This window comes from Chelativorans salis (genome assembly GCF_025336525.1).
Taxonomy (GTDB): domain Bacteria; phylum Pseudomonadota; class Alphaproteobacteria; order Rhizobiales; family Rhizobiaceae; genus Chelativorans; species Chelativorans salis.
Genome location: NZ_JAOCZP010000003.1, coordinates 416,846 through 435,501 on the forward strand (window position 1 = coordinate 416,846; position 18,656 = coordinate 435,501).

20 protein-coding genes and 1 tRNA gene are annotated in these 18,656 nt (G+C 65.0%); 7 read left to right on the forward strand and 14 right to left on the reverse strand.

Translation table 11 applies throughout. The features are described from left to right. Positions 1–68: 68 nt before the first annotated feature. Positions 69–884, forward strand: coding sequence for an arylamine N-acetyltransferase family protein (locus tag N5A92_RS12085; RefSeq protein WP_260902973.1), 816 nt, complete (start codon positions 69–71; stop codon positions 882–884). A gap of 31 nt (positions 885–915) precedes the next feature. On the opposite strand, the gene N5A92_RS12090 is transcribed toward N5A92_RS12085, so the two are convergent. After that, positions 916–1,746: an aldo/keto reductase gene (locus tag N5A92_RS12090; protein WP_260902975.1), complete on the reverse strand. Its 831-nt coding sequence runs from the start codon at positions 1,744–1,746 to the stop codon at positions 916–918. A gap of 128 nt (positions 1,747–1,874) precedes the next feature. Between N5A92_RS12090 and N5A92_RS12095 the strand changes: the two genes are divergently transcribed. Both N5A92_RS12095 and N5A92_RS12100 read left to right on the forward strand, forming a co-directional pair. After that, positions 1,875–2,831, forward strand: coding sequence for a heparan-alpha-glucosaminide N-acetyltransferase (locus tag N5A92_RS12095; RefSeq protein ID WP_260902977.1), 957 nt, complete (start codon positions 1,875–1,877; stop codon positions 2,829–2,831). Between the two features lie 56 nt (positions 2,832–2,887). After that, positions 2,888–3,367 carry a methyltransferase family protein gene (locus N5A92_RS12100; RefSeq protein WP_260902986.1) on the forward strand — a complete coding sequence of 160 codons (480 nt, stop codon included), beginning with the start codon at positions 2,888–2,890 and terminating at the stop codon, positions 3,365–3,367. A gap of 88 nt (positions 3,368–3,455) precedes the next feature. Here the strand turns inward: N5A92_RS12100 and N5A92_RS12105 are convergent, their stop codons facing one another. Beyond that, positions 3,456–3,842, reverse strand: coding sequence for a MerR family transcriptional regulator (locus N5A92_RS12105; RefSeq protein ID WP_260902988.1), 387 nt, complete (start codon positions 3,840–3,842; stop codon positions 3,456–3,458). 170 nt (positions 3,843–4,012) lie between these two features. Here N5A92_RS12105 and N5A92_RS12110 point away from each other — a divergent pair, with 170 nt between their 5' ends. Further along, on the forward strand, positions 4,013–5,254 hold the full coding sequence (locus tag N5A92_RS12110) for an MFS transporter (protein WP_260902989.1): 1,242 nt from the start codon (positions 4,013–4,015) through the stop codon (positions 5,252–5,254). Position 5,255: 1 nt separating this feature from the next. Here N5A92_RS12110 and N5A92_RS12115 read toward each other — a convergent pair whose 3' ends face one another. The 4 genes from N5A92_RS12115 to N5A92_RS12130 all read right to left on the reverse strand — a co-directional run bounded on the left by N5A92_RS12115 (position 5,256) and on the right by N5A92_RS12130 (position 8,083). Then, positions 5,256–5,705: an FAD-dependent oxidoreductase gene (locus tag N5A92_RS12115; RefSeq protein WP_313958415.1), complete on the reverse strand. Its 450-nt coding sequence runs from the start codon at positions 5,703–5,705 to the stop codon at positions 5,256–5,258. Positions 5,706–5,720: 15 nt separating this feature from the next. After that, positions 5,721–7,139 (reverse strand): magnesium transporter, encoded by a 1,419-nt coding sequence (gene mgtE / locus N5A92_RS12120; RefSeq protein WP_260902997.1) that lies wholly within the window; start codon positions 7,137–7,139, stop codon positions 5,721–5,723. 272 nt (positions 7,140–7,411) lie between these two features. Beyond that, positions 7,412–7,642 carry a hypothetical protein gene (locus tag N5A92_RS12125; protein ID WP_260902999.1) on the reverse strand — a complete coding sequence of 77 codons (231 nt, stop codon included), beginning with the start codon at positions 7,640–7,642 and terminating at the stop codon, positions 7,412–7,414. A gap of 356 nt (positions 7,643–7,998) precedes the next feature. Beyond that, positions 7,999–8,083, reverse strand: a tRNA-Leu gene (locus tag N5A92_RS12130). Between the two features lie 167 nt (positions 8,084–8,250). On the opposite strand from N5A92_RS12130, the gene lipB reads away from it, so the two are divergent. Then, positions 8,251–9,000, forward strand: coding sequence for a lipoyl(octanoyl) transferase LipB (lipB, locus tag N5A92_RS12135; RefSeq protein WP_425248569.1), 750 nt, complete (start codon positions 8,251–8,253; stop codon positions 8,998–9,000). Position 9,001: 1 nt separating this feature from the next. Next, on the forward strand, positions 9,002–10,765 hold the full coding sequence (gene ggt, locus N5A92_RS12140; protein WP_260903005.1) for a gamma-glutamyltransferase: 1,764 nt from the start codon (positions 9,002–9,004) through the stop codon (positions 10,763–10,765). Positions 10,766–10,829: 64 nt separating this feature from the next. On the opposite strand, the gene N5A92_RS12145 is transcribed toward ggt, so the two are convergent. After that, the gene (locus tag N5A92_RS12145; RefSeq protein WP_260903007.1) at positions 10,830–10,988 is read right to left on the reverse strand and encodes a hypothetical protein; all 159 of its coding nucleotides are present in this window, start codon (positions 10,986–10,988) and stop codon (positions 10,830–10,832) included. A 162-nt stretch (positions 10,989–11,150) separates the two neighbouring features. Between N5A92_RS12145 and N5A92_RS12150 the strand changes: the two genes are divergently transcribed. Next, on the forward strand, positions 11,151–11,501 hold the full coding sequence (locus N5A92_RS12150; RefSeq protein WP_260903009.1) for a VOC family protein: 351 nt from the start codon (positions 11,151–11,153) through the stop codon (positions 11,499–11,501). Between the two features lie 131 nt (positions 11,502–11,632). Here the strand turns inward: N5A92_RS12150 and N5A92_RS12155 are convergent, their stop codons facing one another. From N5A92_RS12155 to N5A92_RS12185, 7 genes are all read right to left on the reverse strand, one after another. Further along, positions 11,633–12,319 carry an ABC transporter ATP-binding protein gene (locus N5A92_RS12155; RefSeq protein WP_260903011.1) on the reverse strand — a complete coding sequence of 229 codons (687 nt, stop codon included), beginning with the start codon at positions 12,317–12,319 and terminating at the stop codon, positions 11,633–11,635. Positions 12,320–12,335: 16 nt separating this feature from the next. Next, positions 12,336–13,619: a lipoprotein-releasing ABC transporter permease subunit gene (locus N5A92_RS12160; RefSeq protein ID WP_260903012.1), complete on the reverse strand. Its 1,284-nt coding sequence runs from the start codon at positions 13,617–13,619 to the stop codon at positions 12,336–12,338. Continuing rightward, positions 13,616–14,944 (reverse strand): proline--tRNA ligase, encoded by a 1,329-nt coding sequence (proS, locus tag N5A92_RS12165; protein WP_260903593.1) that lies wholly within the window; start codon positions 14,942–14,944, stop codon positions 13,616–13,618. Before proS ends, N5A92_RS12160 begins: the two co-directional genes overlap by 4 nt. 398 nt (positions 14,945–15,342) lie before the next feature. After that, positions 15,343–15,609, reverse strand: a complete 267-nt coding sequence (locus N5A92_RS12170) for a DUF1467 family protein (protein WP_260903013.1) — start codon at positions 15,607–15,609, stop codon at positions 15,343–15,345. A gap of 120 nt (positions 15,610–15,729) precedes the next feature. Then, the gene (gene mce / locus N5A92_RS12175; RefSeq protein WP_260903014.1) at positions 15,730–16,134 is read right to left on the reverse strand and encodes a methylmalonyl-CoA epimerase; all 405 of its coding nucleotides are present in this window, start codon (positions 16,132–16,134) and stop codon (positions 15,730–15,732) included. Between the two features lie 12 nt (positions 16,135–16,146). After that, positions 16,147–17,754, reverse strand: coding sequence for a ribonuclease J (locus N5A92_RS12180; protein ID WP_260903596.1), 1,608 nt, complete (start codon positions 17,752–17,754; stop codon positions 16,147–16,149). Positions 17,755–17,835: 81 nt separating this feature from the next. After that, on the reverse strand, positions 17,836–18,654 hold the full coding sequence (locus N5A92_RS12185) for a biotin--[acetyl-CoA-carboxylase] ligase (RefSeq protein WP_260903015.1): 819 nt from the start codon (positions 18,652–18,654) through the stop codon (positions 17,836–17,838). Positions 18,655–18,656 lie beyond the last annotated feature (2 nt).

Genomic DNA, 18,656 nt, shown 5'->3' on the forward strand with positions numbered 1-18,656 from the left:
ATCCTGCTTGCATCGCGATCGATGCACCCCCACATCAACGGCTTCTTTAGCAATCCGGAGGGACACGGATGAACGTCGCCACGCAGACGATCAACCTCGCGGCCTATCTGCGCCGTGTAAAATATGAGGGCCCGCTGGAGCCGACGCTGGAGACGCTTTCCGCCCTCCACCTTCACCATCCCCTTGCCATCGCCTTCGAAAATCTTGATCCGCTTCTGCGGCGCCCAGTCAATCTCGACCTGGCTTCGCTCCAGGAAAAGCTCATCTTCGGTGGCCGCGGCGGCTATTGCTTCGAGCACAACCTGCTTTTCATGCATGTGCTTTCGACCCTGGGTTTCCAGGTTTCGGGGCTGGCCGCGCGCGTATTGTGGGGCCGCGAGGAAGATGCCGTCACCCCGCGCGGCCACATGCTCCTGCGCGTCGAGCTTCCCGAGGGGACCTATCTCGCCGATGTCGGCTTCGGCGGACTGACGCTGACGGCGCCGCTGCGGCTTGAAGCGGGGCTTGAACAAGAAACGCCGCACGAGAGCTTCCGCCTCGACCGTGACGGCGACACCTGGCGCATGCGCGCCGATGTCGACGGCGAATGGCGCTGCCTCTATCGCTTCAGCCTCGAAGAGCAGTTCCCGGTCGATTACGAAGCCACCAACTATTTCCTGTCGACCAGCCCAGCCTCTCACTTCCGGAATTCTCTGATCGCCGCCCGCCCCACTCCCGAGGGCCGCTATGCGCTCCTCAACAACCGCCTGAACGTCCACGGCGGCAACGGCTCGCGGCGCGAGCTGAAGGAGGCGGAAGAGATCGAGGCGGTGCTGTGGGACATCTTCGGCATCGACGTGCCGGAGGGACTGCCGGAGGCGCTGAAGCGCGAGGCGATCGCGTGACGCGCTGATCGGGAACCGACCGCCGACGGCATTAGACGGCATCCCACTCGGGCGAAAAGCCGTAATCGCAGAGGCGCCGCCCGGCGCTTCTCAGGCGGCTGATCGCCGTCATCTCGCCGGCGTCTAGCGAGAAGTCGAAGATGTCGGCATTCTCGGCCAGGCGCTCCTTGCGGCTGGTGCGGGGGATGACGGCGACATCCTCCTGCTCGATGTGCCAGCGAAGCACGATCTGCGCCGGCGTCTTGCCGTGGCGCGCCGCAGCCTCGGCCACCGCCGGCTCCCCAAGAAGTTGGCCGCCGCGATAGATGGGGCAGTAGGAGACCATGGCCATGCTGTTTTCCCGGCAGGCGGCGTGCACTTTGTCCTGGTTGAGATAGGGATGGTACTCGACCTGATTGGCCACCAGCGGCGCCTCGGACAGAAGTACCGCCTCCGCCAGGAGCTGCGAGGGGAAGTTGGAGACGCCGATGTGACGCGCAAGCCCCTCCTCGCGCACGCGGTTGAGCGCGTCCATGGTCTCGGCCAGCGGAACGGCCGGGTTCGGCCAATGAACGAGCAGGAGGTCGACATGGTCGAGACGCAGGCGTTTCAGGCTCTCGGCCGCCGAGCGCTTCAGGTCGGCGGGCGCCAGATCCGTCCACCAGACCTTGGTGGTGAGGAAGATGTCGTCGCGGGGAACGCCGGAGCGTCGGACGCCCTCGCCGACCGCGCGTTCGTTGCCATAGATCGCCGCCGTATCCACATGGCGGTAGCCGATGCCGAGCGCATGGCTGACGAGATCGGTGCAGGTGCCGCCATCGAGGGTCCAGGTCCCAAGGCCGATCGCCGGCATTTCGGCACCGTTCACAGATAGCTTCTTCATGGGCTTCTCCCTCCTTGCGCTGTTATCCGCTTGCGGCAAAGGCGCTTTGCGCGCCCAAACGCATTGAACGGCGGCCAAGAATATGCGTTCCTGCGCCGGCATTTCATGACGCTGCGGGGACGCTGAAGGTGCAACTGCCGCCGACGGATCATCGACGAATAGAGCTCATCGACATCGCCCGCGGCACCGCCCTGGTCGCCATGGCCATATACCATTTTACATGGGACCTCGATTTTTTCGGCTATATCGAGCCCGGCACGTCGGTGACGGGCGGATGGAAGATCTTTGCCCGCTCCATCGCCAGCTCTTTCCTGTTCCTGGTGGGCGTCAGCCTTTATCTCGCGCATGGGCAGGGAATCCGCTTGCGCTCCTTCGCCAGGAGGCTGGCGATGATCGCCATTGCGGCGGCGGCGATTACGGCGGTGACCTATTTCACCATGCCGGATGCCTTCATCTTCTTCGGCATCTTGCACAACATCACGGTCTCAAGCGTGCTCGGCCTTTTGCTCCTGAGGCTGCCGGTCGTCGCGCTCGTGGCGGTGGCCGCGGCGGTTGTCGCCGCGCCGCATTTCGTGCATGCGCCGTTCCTCGACCAGCCGATCTTCTGGTGGACCGGGCTTTCGCGCAACGTTCCCGGCACCAACGACTATATCCCCATCTTTCCCTGGTTCGGCGCCGTGCTCATGGGTGTCGCGGCCGCCAAAGCGGCGGCGCGCGCGGGCCTCTTCGCCCGCATGGCGGTATTTGCGCCGGCGAAGCGGGTGCCGCTTCTGGGGGCGGCCGGGCGCCACAGCCTGGCCTTCTACCTGCTGCACCAGCCGGTGCTGTTCTCCAGCGTCTGGCTCTTTGCCCAGATCATGCCGCCGCCCGCGCCCGATCAGGGGCAGTTCTTTCTTGAAGCGTGCGATAGCCAGTGTACGGCCGAACACGAGGAAAATTTCTGCCGCGCCTACTGTGCGTGCGTGCTGGAGGAGGCCACGGCCGAGAACCGGCTCGACGAGCTTTACAATCCACAGCGCAGCGAGGCGACGCAGTCCTGGCTGGAGGATGTTGCCTTTCGTTGCAGCGTCGAAAACAATGGATGAGGCCCGCCGATGAGCCGGCCTGAAAGGCAGGCGCCGCGCCTGGAGGAGGAGAGCCTATGAGCGATTCGACCGAGCACGCTCCAAGCCGCATTCCATGGCCGCCGATCCTTTATCTATGCGCCATCGCGGCAAGCGTGGCGCTGGCTTATGCAGTGCCGCTGCCCTGGTTCGGCCCGCCGCTCTCCGACCTGCTTTTCGCTATCGGTTGGCTTCTGCTTGTGGCGGGCGTGGCGATGGAGATTTTTGCCGTCAGGACTCTGCGCCGCGCCAACACCACCATCATGGTGAACAGGAGCGCCGAGCATCTGGTGACGAGCGGGCCCTACGCCTTCAGCCGCAATCCCATCTATCTGGGGAACACGGCGATCATGTTTGCTATCGGCATGATCAGCGGTGTGGTCTGGTTTTTCATCTTCGGCATCGTCGCTGCGATCGCGACGCAGAAGCTTGCCATTGAGCCAGAGGAACGGCATCTGGCGCTGCGCTTCGGCAAACGCTACCGCGACTATCAGAAGAAGGCGCGGCGCTGGTTCTAAGAAGGCCTTTAGGCCACATGGGTATGCCAGCGCCCCTTCGCGCATACCTAGGCCTTCTGATTCGATCTCGCCCTGATACAAGAGCTTCTCAGGTCTTTACGCCGAGCTCCGCCAATCGCTCCACGCAGGCTTCCTCCGCCTGGTCCAGTTCCTGAAGCGTGTCTTCCAGATCGCGGCGCTTCTGGCGCAGGTTCTGCCGCTTCTCTTCGATCTTCTGGATCATCAGGTGCAGTTGCGCCACCTCGCCGGGCGGGGTTCTGTAGACCTCGATGATCTCGCGGATCTCGTTGATGGAGAATCCCAGCCGGCGGCCGCGCAGGATCTGGCGCACCAGGTGCCGGTCGGAAGGGCGATAGAGGCGCGTGCGCCCGCGGCGCACGGGATGGATGAGCCCCTCGTCCTCATAGAATCGCAGCGTGCGTGTCGAGATGCCGAATTCGCGGGTGAGTTCCGTAATCGTGTAATATTCCCGCATGCGCTCGCCAGTTCCGCTTTCCAGAGGGGGCGACACTGCCACCTGATTTACGTAAAAGTCAATTCACACCGCGCGCTTTCCCCCCGGGAACAACCGATACCGCGCCCTGGCCCTACCACCTCCACCGGTAGCAAGGCTACGGCTGGTCGGCGAACACCCGGAGACCTGCCATGCTTCAGCCCTTGCCGACTGCGGAGGAGCGCCGGCCAGACGACGTCCATTCCTGGCTTCGGCTGGCCCTGTGCCTGCTGCTGGGCACAATCGGCAGCGTGGGCATGTGGGCCGTGGTGGTGGTGCTGCCAAGCGTGCAGGCGGACTTTGGAGTCGAACGGGCTGACGCCTCCCTGCCCTATACCACCGCCATGATCGGCTTTGCCGCAGGCAACGTGCTGATCGGGCGCTATGTCGACCGCATGGGCGTGGCACTGCCGGTGGCGCTGGCGGGCGTGGCGCTGGGAAGCGGCTTCATCCTATCCTGCTTCGCGCAGTCGATCTGGCAGTTCGCCCTATTGCAGGCGGTGGTCGGGTTCGGCGCCTCGTCCACCTTCGGGCCGCTGATCGCCGACATCTCGCACTGGTTCGAGCGCCGGCGCGGCATCGCGGTGGCGGCGGCGGCCAGCGGAAACTACCTGGCGGGCGTCGTCTGGCCGACGGTCATCAAGCTCATGCTCGCCGGTACGGGCTGGCGCATCACCTTTCTCTACATCGGCGTCTTTTGCATCGTGGCGATCGTGCCGCTGGCGCTGCTCTTGCGCCCACGTCCGCCCGCCGCCTCTCCGCTCGGCAGCGACGGGATGCCCACGGGCCTCCGCCGGCGGGCCGGGCCCAGCCCCTTCTCTCCGCGCGTTCTGCAGGGGCTTCTAATCATCGCCGGCGTGGCCTGCTGCGTGGCGATGTCCATGCCGCAGGTGCACATCGTCGCCTATTGCGTCGACCTCGGCTTTGGCGTGGCGCGCGGCGCGGAAATGCTGTCCCTGATGCTGGCCGGCGGCATCGTCAGCCGGCTTGCCTCCGGCTTCATCGCCGACTATATCGGCGGCGCGCGCACCGTGCTCATCGGCTCTGTGCTGCAGTGCCTGGCGCTGATGCTCTACATCCCCTTCGACGGGCTCGCTTCGCTCTATGTCGTGTCGCTGGTTTTCGGGCTTTCGCAGGGAGGCATCGTGCCCTCCTACGCCATCATCGTGCGCGAATACCTGCCGGCGCGCGAGGCGGGACAGCGGGTCGGTATCGTCATCATGGCGACCATCGCCGGCATGGCGCTGGGCGGCTGGATGTCGGGGTGGATCTACGACCTCACCGGCTCCTATCAGGCCGCCTTCCTCAACGGCATAGCCTGGAACCTGCTCAACATCAGCGTCATCCTTCTTATCCTCACGCGCCGGCCACGCACGGCGCCGGCGGTAACCTGAACTATTCCTTCAATCCTGCCATGCGTTCGAGCGCGGGGCGCTGCAGGAAAGGCATGGCGCCGAGTGTGCGGAACGCGAGATCGCGCAAGGCGGCTTTGCCGGGGGCTGATGTCTGGGCGACGCTCAGGAGCCTCTCGCTCAGCTCGATCCAGCGCTTTCCTACCGGCCGCCGCTCCTGCGTGTAACCATCGAGCCCGCCCTCCCCATATCGGCTCGCGAAGGCGGCGGCATCCTCGATACCGAGATTCATACCGCGCGCGCCCACTGGCGAGTGCACATGCGCTGCATCGCCGCCGAGAAAGACGCCGTCTTTCTGATAGGTCGGCGCCTGGCGTATCGGGATGTGAAGGGTATCGGTGCGCAGAAGGCGGGTGACGCGGTAGGCGTCGGGGATGCGCGCCCGTATAAGCCGTGGGGTAGCCGGGTGTTCCGGCCGGCGATGTGTCGCGATGGAATCTCTTCCGCCCTAGAGAAGACCAAACCACCAGGTCGCCAGCCCCAGAAAGGCAAAGAAGCCGACGACGTCGGTCACCGTGGTGAGGAAGACGGCGGAGGCGACGGCGGGGTCGGCGCCCAGCCTGTCGAGAAGAAGCGGGATGAGGATGCCGGCAAGGGCGGCGACGAACATGTTTATGATCATGGCCGCGGCAATGATGCCGCCGATGTTGACGTCCTGGAACCATATGCCGGCGACGAGGCCGATCAGCGTCGCGAAGATAACGCCGTTGAGGATGCCCACCGCCATCTCACGGCGGATGATGCGGCCGGCATTGTAGATGTCGAGGTCGCGGGTGGCGAGTGCGCGCACCGTCACCGTCATCGTCTGTGACCCCGCGTTGCCGCCCATGCCGGCGACGATCGGCATGAGGATGGCGAGCGCCACGATCTGCTCGATCGTGCCGTCGAACAGGCTGATGACGGAAGCTGCGAGGAAGGCCGTAACCAGGTTGACCATCAGCCAGGGCACGCGCGAGCGGCCGGCGGCCAGCACGGAGTCCGACAATTCCTCGTCGCCGACGCCGCCCATACGCATCAGATCTTCCTCGGCCTCCTGCGTGATGACGTCGACCACGTCGTCGATGGTCAGCACGCCGACCAGACGCTCGTTCTCATCGACGACGGCGGCCGACAGGAGATCGTACTGCTCGAAGATCTTCGCCGCCTCCTCCTGGTCCATCGTGGCGGGGATGGCATGGCGCGTCTCGCGCATCACGTCCTCGATCTTGACCGCGCGCTTGGTGCGTAGGATGCGGTCGAGATCGACGGCGCCGACGAGCCGGAAGGTCGGGTCGATGACGAATATCTGCGAGAAGGATTCCGGCAGGTTCTGCTCATCCCGCATGTAATCGATGGTCTGGCCGACGGTCCAGAACGGCGGCACGGCGACAAACTCCGTCTGCATGCGTCGGCCGGCTGTCTCCTCGGGATAGCCGAGCGAGCGGCGCAGGCGCACGCGCTCTGTAAACGGGAGCCTCGACAGGATCTCGTCCTGGTCCGCCTGCTCGAGATCCTCAAGGATATAGACGGCATCGTCGGATTCGAGATGCTGAAGCGCCTTGGCGATCTGCGCGTTGGGCAGGCTGCCGACGATATCGAGGCGGATGGCCTCGTCCACCTCGGTAAGCGCGGTGAAGTCGAACTCCTCGCCCATGAGTTGGACCAGTGCCCGGCGCTGCTCGGGGATCAGGGCTTCGAGCAAGTCGCCGACCTCGGAGGTGTGCAGGCTGCCGACATCCTCCTTCAGCGCCAGCGTATCGCGGTCGGCGATGGCGGCACCGATATGCGCGAGAAAGGGAGCGGCGATGACCCCGTCCTCGCCATAGATACCGTGCTCCGGCGCGTCGGCCGGGGTGCCATCAATCCCTTGCGTTTCCGGCTCGCCCAACGGCACTCTCCTCGGTTTTGACCCTGAAGCCGATCCGGCTCACGATGCGGCACCTGTAGCGCGCGCCCGGCGCGAATACAAAGCCTGTCGCAGGCAATGCCGCAATAAGATTCCCAGGGGAAGAGGCATTTGGCTGAAGGAGAGCTATCTGCCGGCATCGGGGGAAGGCAGCTTAGTGACGTTCGCCGCGACGGGCGGCGAACTCCCACTAAGCTGCCGAGACATCAACGAGCGACGCGCCGGGAGAGGGGTTCGCACCTGCTCCGCTGACCTTAACCCGGGGTCTCGATCTCAAGACGGTAGCGGCGTGGCCTGGCCTTCCAGAGGTCAGCGATCGTGCGCCGTATCAATGCGGCACGCTTGACAGCCAGGCGGCGCTCGGCGGTGACGTCGTTATAGGCCAGGCGCAGGACGGAGACCTCAGGCTCGAGCAGGCTGATGATCTCGGACAGCTTCGCCTGCCACCCCGGCCTGAGTTCCAGCGCACCACGAGCGCCGCTCACGGGGCCCTCACTTCCACGTCGAGCGTGCCCGGCTCGAAGGGCGGCGTTGTTGAGGTCGAGGCGTACCACGTGGCCGAGGGCGGCGGAGCGCCGGGAGAGAAGGCGCAGGTCGACAGAAAGGATGCGAAGATCTTCGGTTTGCGCTGGCATCAGCATGGCGGGCAAGGGCGCTGCTCGGACATCAGGCCAACCATTCGCGTCCTGCCAAGACCGGCTCCACGTCAAATGCCCGATAGGACGCGGTAAAGGCCGGAAAAGAGGGCGCGAAACATGCGCTTCGCTTGCGCCCGCCACCAGCGTGACAGGCAGAAGCACCGCGAAGTCAGAATCTTACGAAAATTGAGGGAAAGAAAAAATGGTGCGGTCGAGAAGACTCGAACTTCCACGGGTTGCCCCACAGCGACCTCAACGCTGCGCGTCTACCAATTCCGCCACGACCGCACGCAACGAAAGGCCGGTTGGCACCGGCCACGGCGCATGTAGCAAATCGCCCCCGGCGAAACAAGTCTGTCGTGGATCGAATCCGCCGGAAAAACGATTGCCTGAGCAGGACCTGTCGGAGACCGCTGGTTCTGGACCTTTTCGTGCTTTCAAGGTCATATAGCGGCATGGAGAAAGGACCAGTGAACGAGACGGCTCCCCTCACCTTCTTCCCGCGCGAGGCGGCGGCGGTGGAATGGCGCGTCGAGCCGGGGCTTGTACCTTATGAGGAGGCGCTTGCCTTCATGGAGGCGCGGGCCGACGCGATTCGCGCCGGTGCGGCCGGTGAGATGGTGTGGCTGGTCGAGCACCCTCCCCTTTATACGGCGGGCACGAGCGCTGCGCCCGAGGACCTGCTCGATGCGGCGCGCTTTCCGGTGCACAAGGCCGGGCGCGGCGGCGAATACACTTATCACGGGCCGGGCCAGCGCGTGGCCTATGTGATGCTCGATCTCAAGCAGCGGCGCGAGGACGTGCGCGCCTTCGTCACCGCGCTCGAGGACTGGATCATCGCCAGCCTTGCCCGCTTCAATATCAAGGGGGAGCGGCGGCAAGGCCGGGTCGGCGTGTGGGTGGTGCGGCCGGACAAGCCGCCGCTGCCGGACGGCACGCCGATGGAAGACAAGATCGCCGCCATCGGCATCCGCCTGCGCCGCTGGGTGAGCTTTCACGGCATCGCCGTCAACGTCGAGCCTGACCTTTCGCACTATTCGGGCATCGTGCCCTGCGGCATTCCGGGTTTCGGCGTCACCAGCCTGGTCGATCTCGGGCTGCCGGTGACGCTGACCGATTTCGACGTGGCGCTGAAACAGGCCTTCGAGGAGGTTTTCGGGGCGGCAGAAGCAGGGCGGGACGGGGCATTGGCAAGGAGTGCATGATATGCAGGAGAAGGGATTGACGATCGGTGCGCTGACGCTGGCTGCGGGGCTGGCGCTCGGCCTGCCCGCCGCGGCCCAGCAGGCAGCCGATACGCTGGCGCCGGAGATCGGCAGCGGCAGCGGGGAAAGGACAGTCGTCCCGGCGAAGCGGCAGATGGTGGCGGCGGCCAATCCGCTCGCCGCGGAGGCGGGGACCGAGGTGCTGCGGCAGGGCGGAAGTGCGGCCGATGCGCTGGTGGCCGTGCAGACCGTGCTCGGCCTCGTAGAGCCACAATCCTCCGGCCTCGGCGGCGGCGCCTTTCTCGTCTGGTACGATGGGGAAAGCGGCGAAATCACTACCTTCGACGGTCGCGAGACCGCGCCGATGGCCGCCTCGCCCGACCTTTTCCTCGACGATGAGGGCGAGCCGCTCGCCTTCTTCGACGCCGTTATCGGCGGCCGCTCGGTGGGAACACCGGGCACGGTGCGGCTGATGGAGACGGTGCACGAGCGCTATGGGGCGCTCGACTGGGCGGACCTTCTGGCGCCGGCCATCGAACTGGCCGAGGGCGGCTTCGCCGTTTCGCCGCGGCTTCACACGCTGATCGCCAACGACCGGGGCAAGCTCGACCAGGAGGAAGCGGCGCGCGCCTATTTCTACGACGCGGACGGTGAACCGCTTGCCGAGGGCACGCAGCTCAAGAATCCCGAATACGCCGAAACGCTGCGGGCGATCGCCGAGGGCGGCTCCGAGGCCTTTTATACCGGTGAGATCGCCGAGAAGATCGTCGCCGCCGTGCAGGACCACCCGAGCAACCCGGGCCTCCTGAGCCTCGAGGACCTGGCGGCCTACGAGGTGAAAGAGCGTCCCGCAGTCTGCGCGCCCTATCGTGGCTATGACGTCTGCGGGATGGGACCGCCCTCCTCCGGCGCCCTGACCGTGGGGCAGATTCTCGGCATGGTCTCGCATTTCGACCTTGCCGCACTTGGGCCGGACGATCCGGAGACCTGGCGCATCATCGGTGATGCGACGCGGCTCGCCTTCGCCGACCGCGGGCTCTATATGGCCGACAGCGACTTCGTCTCCATGCCGCAGGGGCTCTTGAACCAGAATTATCTGGAGAGCCGCGCTGCCCTCCTGCGCCGGCCGACGGCGCTTGGCGAGGACGAGGTTGAGGCCGGCTCGCCGCCCTGGGACAAGGCGGAACTGCGCATGCCCGGCCTTGAGCCCGAGCGCCCGTCTACCTCGCATTTCGTCATCGTCGACAAGGACGGCAATATCGCCTCCGTCACCACCACCATCGAGAACGGCTTCGGCTCGCGGCAGATGGCGGCGGGCTTCCTGCTCAACAACGAGCTCACCGACTTCTCCTTCGCGCCGGAAAGCGATGGCGAGGCCGTGGCCAACCGGGTGGAACCGGGTAAGCGCCCGCGTTCCTCAATGTCGCCGACGATCATCCTGGAAGACGGTGAACCCGCCTTTGCGCTCGGATCGCCGGGCGGCTCCAACATCATTCCCTATGTCGCCAACAGCATCATCGCGCTGATCGACTGGGATATGGACATGCAGCAGGCAATCTCCCTGCCGCATCTAACCAACCGCTTCGGCACCTATGCGGTCGAAGCCGGCACGCCCGCCGAAGCGTTCGCCGACGAGCTTGAAGCGCTCGGCTTCGAGGTCGACATCACGGACCTCACTTCCGGCCTCCACGGCGTCGCTTTCACGCCTGAAGGACTGGAGGGCGGCGCCGACCCGCGGCGCGAGGGCGTGGCTATAGGCGACTGAGGACGGCTTGGGGCTCTACCATTTCCGGAGGGGCCGCCTTCGCGCGGCCCCTTCCTTTTCGCTTCTACAGCGCACCGATCCAGGTGGCGACGACGACGATGAAGGAGCTGACGGCAACCAGCGAAGCAACATCCTGAATGAGATCGGTCATGGAACTCTCCTGTGGATAAGCGTCGAATGATCTTGATACGATCCTTATATGTTCTAGTTTTGTTCGTGTCAATTGGGTTGCCTGATACCTGCTGCCACGCTAGCCGGCAGCGTTAACGGCCGGTAAAGGGCAGCGCCATGGCGGGCGACGAAAGCTTGGAATAGAAGGGAATTTCAGAGAAGTACCGGCACCTCAACGGGAGGTGTCGTGCAGCAGAAGCGTGGGAGGCGTGGCGTGAAGGTCAAGCGGATTGTTGCCAACATAAGCACGAAGGACATTGCGGCGGCGCGGCGTTTTTACGAAGACGTGCTGGGTCTCGACCTGCTCATGGATCACGGCTGGATCGCGACTTATGGCACGCACGAAGAAGCACGTGTGCAGATCAGCTTCGCCACTGAGGGCGGCTCGGGGACGCCCGTGCCCGACCTGTCTATCGAGGTGGATGATCTGGAGGCGGCACTGGAGCGTATGAAGCAGGCGGGCTTTGCGGTGGAATACGGGCCGGCGGACGAGCCCTGGGGCGTGCGCCGGTTTTTCGTGCGCGACCCGTTTGGCAAGCTGGTCAACATCCTCGTCCATGCATGAGACGACGCGAACGCTTGCGGAGGTCGGGCGCCTGGAGCGGATCATCGTGTCTCGGGGAATCGATGACCCCGATACTTTGGTTCTGCCGCCATTTCGGACGGGAACCTGTCCCACTTTCTCGCGGAATTGATCTATGCTGGTACGTCCACCACCTTACCTTCCGAGAGCGTCACGCGGCGATCCATGCGGGCGGCGAGGCCTTCATTGTGCGTGGCGATAAGGGCGGCGAGACCGGACTGGCGCACCAGCGCTTCCAGCGCCTCGAACACGTAGCCCGCCGTCCCCGGATCGAGGTTCCCCGTCGGCTCGTCGGCCAGAAGAACAAGCGGCGCGTTGGCGACGGCGCGGGCGATGGCCACGCGCTGCTGCTCGCCGCCAGAGAGCTCGGCTGGCCGGTGCGCCGCGCGCTCGCCGATCTTCATGTAGGCGAGGAGCTGGTCTGCCCGCTCCTTCGCCTCGGCCGGCTCCAGACCGGCAATAAGCTGCGGCATCATCACGTTTTCCAGCGCGGAAAACTCCGGCAGGAGGTGGTGGAACTGATAGACGAAGCCGATCTCGCTGCGGCGGATCGCCGTGCGCCTGTCGTCCGAAAGGCCGGCGCAGGACTGGCCGTTGACGATGACGTCGCCGCCCTCGGGATGCTCCAGCAGCCCGGCGATATGCAGAAGCGTCGACTTTCCGGTGCCCGACGGCGCCACCAGCGCCACCATCTCCCCGGGCGTCAGCGTGAAGTCGGCGCCGCTGAGGATGGTCAGCTCCTTCGGCCCCTGCACATATCGGTGTTCGACTGCTTTCAGTTCCAGCACGCTGTCGGCCATTTATTTGTATCTCGAGTTATTCGTATCTCAGGGCTTCAACAGGATCGAGGCGCGAGGCGCGCCAGGCGGGGAAGAGCGTGGCGAGGAAGGACAGCAGCAGCGCCATCAGCACCACAGAGAGCGTTTCGCCCGTCTCCATCTCGGCCGGCAATTGGCTCAGGAAATAGACTTCCGGATTGAAAATCGTCGTGCCGGAGAGCCAGGAGAAAAACTGACGGATCGATTCCACGTTGAGGCAAAGCAAGGTGCCGAGGATGAACCCGGCGATCGTGCCGGCGACGCCGATCGCCGCCCCCGCCATCAGGAAGATGCGCATGATGGCGCCACTGGTCGCCCCCATCGTGCGCAGGATGGCGATGTCGTGGCCCTTGTCCTTCACCAGCATAATCATGCCGGAAATGATGTTGAGAGCCGCCACCAACACGATCATGGTCAGGATCATGAACATGACGTTGCGCTCCACCTCGAGCGCGGAGAAGAAGGTCTGGTTGCGCTGGCGCCAGTCGCTGATGGAGACCGGACGCTGGGCCGCTTCCTCGACCAGCGGCCGCAGCGCACCCACGTTGTCGGGGTTGTCGACGAAGACCTCGATGACCCGAGCCAGACCCTCCACGTTCAGATAGAGCTGCGCTTCCTCTATGGGCATATAGACGAGGGAGGCGTCGTATTCCGACATGCCGATCTCGAAGATTGCCGTCACCGGATAGGACTTGACGCGCGGCGTCGTGCCGAAGGGTGTGACGTCGCCTTCCGGCGAGACCAGCGTAATGGAATCGCCAAGCGCAAGGCCCAGCGCCTGGGCAAGGCGCGAGCCGACCGCCACCCCCTCGCCTGCAGCAAAATCGATCAGCGAGCCGTGGCGGATGTGCTGTGCCACGAGGTCCATCCTGGTGAGGTCCTCGGCGCGCACGCCGCGGACGAGCGCGCCGGTGCCCTGGCCGCTGCGCCCGCTCGCCAGCACCTGCCCTTCCACCAACGGGACCGCGAGTTCGACGCCCGGCACCTCGGCGATGCGCCCGGCGACGGCTTCGTAGTCGTCGAGCGGCATGTCGACCGGCTGCACGATCAGATGGCCGTTGACGCCGAGAATGCGGGTGAGCAGCTCGGCGCGGAAGCCGTTCATCACTGCCATGACGACGATCAGCGTAGCCACGCCCAGCATGATGCCGATGAAGGAGATGGAGGCGATGACGGAAACCACCGTCTCCTTGCGCCGCGAACGCAGATAGCGCCAGGCGACGAGTCGTTCGAACCGCGAGAAGGGACCCGCCCCTGCACTGGCTTCCGCGGTCGCGCTCATGCGCCGGCGCCGAACCTGTCAGCCACCGACGCAACCGGCATCGCCTCGCGCTCTCCGGTGGCGCGGTTCTTCACTTCCACCTCGCCGGCAGCCACGCCGCGCGGGCCGACGACGATCTGCCAGGGCAGGCCGATGAGGTCCGCGGTGGCGAACTTGGCGCCGGCGCGGCTCTCGGTGTCGTCGTAGAGCACCTCGCGGCCAGCCGCCGTCAGCCCGGCATAGAGTTCTTCGCAAACGCGGTCGCACTCCGCATCGCCCACCTTCATGTTGATGAGCGCGATGTCGAAAGGTGCGATGCTTTCCGGCCAGATGATGCCGTTGTCGTCGTGGCTCGCCTCGATGATGGCGGCGGCCAGACGGCTCGGCCCGATGCCGTAGGAGCCCATAGAGACGAGATGCTCCTGCCCGTCCGGCCCCGTGACGGTGGCCTTCATGGGCTTGGAATATTTGGTGCCGAAGTGGAAGATGTGGCCCACCTCGATACCACGTGCCGAAAGCCGCTTGTCCTCCGGCACGTCTGCCCAGGCCGCCTCGTCGTGCATGTCGTCGGTCGCCGCATAGGGTGCAGTCCACTCCGAGACGATGCCGGCAATCTCGGTATCGTCCGCGAAGTTCACATCCGCCCCGGGCACGGAAAGGCCGAGGAAATCCCTGTGGCAGAATACCTCGCTCTCGCCCGTGGAGGCGAGGATGATGAACTCGTGGCTCAAATCGCCGCCGATGGGCCCGGTCTCCGCGCGCATGGGGATGGCCTGTAGCCCGAGGCGCGTGAAGGTTCTCAAGTAGGCGACGAACATCCGGTTATACGCGGCCTTGGCGCCTTCGAAATCCAGATCGAAGGTGTAGGCGTCCTTCATCAGGAATTCGCGCGAGCGCATGACGCCGAAGCGCGGGCGCACCTCGTCGCGGAACTTCCACTGGATGTGATAGAGGTTCAGCGGCATGTCCTTGTAGGATTTCACATAGGCGCGGAAGATGTCGGTCACCATCTCCTCGTTGGTGGGGCCGTAGAGCATCTTGCGCTCGTGCCGGTCGGTGATGCGCAGCATCTCCTTGCCGTAGTCATCGTAGCGGCCGCTCTCCATCCACAGATCCGCCGACTGGATTGTGGGCATCAGAATCTCGTGAGCGCCGGAGCGATCCTGTTCCTCGCGAACGATCCGGCACACATTGTCGAGGACACGCTTGCCCAAGGGCAGCCAGGAGAAGCTGCCGGCCGCCTGCTGGCGGATCATGCCGGCGCGCAGCATCAGCCGGTGCGAGACGATCTCCGCCTCGCGGGGGTTCTCCTTCAGGATGGGCAGGAAGTAGCGCGACAGTCGCATGAACCGGTCCGTGAGCATGAGGGGGCGGAATCATCCCCGCCAGAGATATCGTCAGGCTTCTTAGCTATTTCATGACGGGTTGAAAACCCGGCGCTTTGCCCGTGTCTCCCGTCCTCTGCGATGCGTGCCGGCGGACGAGAGAAGCAAAGTGGTAACAGGGCTATGGTGACGCAAAATTTTTCGTGACATTGCGTCGGAATTTGGTCTAATGTACCCATCACAAAATAAGAGGGCGGAAGCTTAATCCGCTTCTCATCACGCGGTCAAAGTCTTGGGAGGATACGGTCCTGGCGCGGGCAATCGCAGCCGCCGTTTAACGAAACGGAAACGGATCGGACGCGTTTAGTTGCAAGGCCTGGTGCCTTGCATTTTTTTTGGGCCATAGGTGCCCGCCCTCCTCAGAAATCCGGCACGATGCGCGGGATATCGTCGAAGGAATAGCCCAGCACGCGTGTGACGACGTAGAAGACCGCGACGACGATGGCCGTCAAAAGCGTCGCGCGGACGATTGCCCGCAGCATGTGGGGACCGCGCGGAGCACTCGAGGTGGTGCCGAGAACGACGTCCTTCTCGTCATCCTGGGTGCGCAGACCGACCGGCAGCGAGACGAACAGCATCACCCACCAGACGATGAAGAAAACGGCGGCGAGCGATATCCAGTTCATTCGGGTGTCTCCGTTGCAGGCACGGCGCGGATGCCCGGTGCGCATCCAACCCGTCCTGCCAGCAAACTGAAAATAGCCGTTCGGGCCGCGGTTTTAAAACACCGGCGGCGCGGCGTGCCGTCACACCTCTTCGATCTCGACCAGCGTGCCGAAAAAATCCTTCGGGTGGAGGAACAGCACCGGCTTGCCGTGGGCGCCGGCCTTCGGCTCGCCGTCGCCAAGAACCCGCGCGCCTTCCGCCAATAGCCTGTCGCGGGCGGCGAGGATGTCGTCCACCTCGTAGCAGAGGTGGTGCATGCCGCCGGAAGGATTCTTTTCCAAGAAACCGGCGATGGGGGAACCTTCACCGAGCGGCTCCAAAAGCTCCACCTTGGTGTTGCCGAGGTCGATGAAGACCACCGTCACGCCGTGCTCGGGCAAGGGTTGCGGCGCGGAGACTTGCGCTCCCAGCGTTCCTTCATAGACCGCCGCGGCGGCAGCAAGATCGGGCACTGCAATCGCCACGTGGTTGAGCCTGCCGAGCACTCGTCCCCTCCTCTACTGGGTCACGAAGACCGTCACAATCGGCTTCTTGCCCCAGGCGTCGTTGGCGGCAGCGCGGACGGCACGGCGCACCGATTCGGCCACCAGATCGAGGTCCTTTCGGCGCGGGCGCGGGATGCTGGAGACGGCGCCGACGGCGGCCTCCAGCATGATCTCCTCCAGCGGCTCGCCGCGCCCATCCACATCAGGCACGCCGAGAGCGACCAGATCCGGATCGCCTGCGAGATCGTAGCGGTCGTCGAGGACGACGTTGACGGCAACATGGCCGGCGAAGGAGAGCTTGCGTCTTTCGCGCACGCCCACCTCTTCGTCAGTGCCGATCACCCTGCCCTCCTTGAAGATGCGGCCGAAGGGCACCTGGTCGATGATCTCGGCGGCACCCGGCGCCAGCCGCAGCATGTCACCGTTCCGCACCTGCGCCACCTCGGGAATGCCCGATATGGCACCCAGCGCGCCGTGGGCGACGAGGTGCGCCGCCTCGCCGTGGACCGGCACGAGGATTTGCGGCTTCACCCAATCATACATCTGCTTGAGCTCGCTGCGGCGCGGATGGCCGGAGACGTGGATGAGCGCGTCCTTATCCTCGATCACCTTCACTCCTTGCTCGATGAACAGGTTCTTTAGGGTCAGGATCGCCTTCTCATTGCCGGGAATGGTGCGCGAGGAGAAGACTACCGTGTCGCCCGGCGACAGCGCCACGTTGCGCATCTCGTCGCGCGCCAGCTTGGCCAGTGCGGCGCGCGGCTCGCCCTGGCTTCCCGTGCACAGGATGACGGCGTTCTCGCGCGGAATGTAGCCGAAATCCTCCTCCGAGAGGAACGGCGGCAGGCCTTCGAGATAGCCGAGCTCGTCCGCCACCTCGATGACACGCTGCAGCGAGCGGCCGAGTACGAGCACCTGCCGCCCGGTGTCGCGCGCGGCCTCGGCGACCGAACGGATGCGCCCGACATTGGATGAGAAAGTGGTGACGGCGACACGGCCGCTCGCCCTCTCGATCACTTCCTTGATCCCCTCGCCCACCGCCTCCTCGGACGGGGACTCGCCCTCGCGCATGGCATTGGTGGAATCGCAGATGAGCGCAAGGACGCCGGCCTCGCCGAGCGCACGGAAGCGGGCTTCGTCCGTCTTGGGGCCTAGCGCGGGCGCGGGGTCGAGTTTCCAGTCGCCGGTGTGGATGATGGTGCCCGCGGGACTGGTGATGGCGAGCGACACAGGCTCGGGGATGGAATGGGTGACCTCGACCGCCTCTATTGAGAAGGGGCCGATTGTGAACGTCTCGCCGGCCTTGAAGATGGTCACAGGGATGTCCGGCGCATTCTGCTCGCCGGCGCGCTTGGCCTCCAGTAGACCGGCGGTGAACGGCGTCATCCATACATCGACCTTAAGGCGCGGCCAGAGATCGAGAAGCGCGCCGTAGTGGTCCTCGTGGGCATGAGTGATGACGATGCCGGCGAGGTTTTCCACCTCACTTTCGATGAAGCGGGTGTCGGGCAACACGAGGTCGACGCCAGGCAGATCCGGCCCCGGAAAGGTGACGCCGCAGTCGACGATGATCCACGTACGCTTGTCGCGCGGGCCGTAGCCGTAAAGCGCGAAGTTCATGCCGATCTCGCCAACCCCGCCAAGCGGGCAAAACACCAGTTCTGCTTTTTCCGATGCCACGTCTGCTTCCTTATTCTTTCGCTACGCGTGCGCCGACGCTACTGCGCCGAAATGGACGTCGCCGGCAGCGATCCGCAGGCGCGAACCGTCGTCCTCGCGGATAACGAACCGGCACGCTTCGTCGATCGTTTCAAAGATACCTCGCACGACCCGCCCATCGACACGCACGGAAACCGCGCTGCCGAGGCCCGCGGCACGCTTCAGCCACCGCTCGCGGATAACCGCCAGGCCGCGCCCGCCGTTCCATAGGCGCATATTGTCGACCCAGGCGTCGGAAAGCGCCAGGAACAATTCTCCCGCATCCGCCTTGGCGCCGAGCCTTGAGAGCGATGTCGCGGGATAGGGAACGTCCTCGGGGTGCGAGACCACATTGACGCCGATGCCGATGGCAAGCGCCAGGCGATCGCCTTCCAACATCGAGGATTCCAGGAGGATGCCCGACAGCTTTGCCCCATCGGCCAGGACGTCGTTCGGCCATTTCAGCTCGAAGCGGCTGCGTCCGGCATCGGCGCCGTCGACGCCGAGCGCCACCTTCGCGGTGGGCACGACGGCGGAAAGTGCATCCCCCAGTGCCAGTCCGGCGACGAAACCGAGAGTGGCGGCGGTCGCCGCGTCGGGCGTTTCCTTGATCAGCAGAGTGGCTGCGAGATTTCCCGGTGGCGTCGCCCACGGGCGCCCTCGCCTGCCGCGGCCGCCGGTCTGCTGTGCTGCGACGACCCAGAGCTTGTCCGGCTCGCCCTCGCGCGCCCGCTCGAGGGCCAGAGCGTTGGTGGAGCCGACGCTTTCATGCGCTTCCAGCCGGTAGCCGGCGGCAAGAGCCGAAGGCGCGACCGCGAACATCG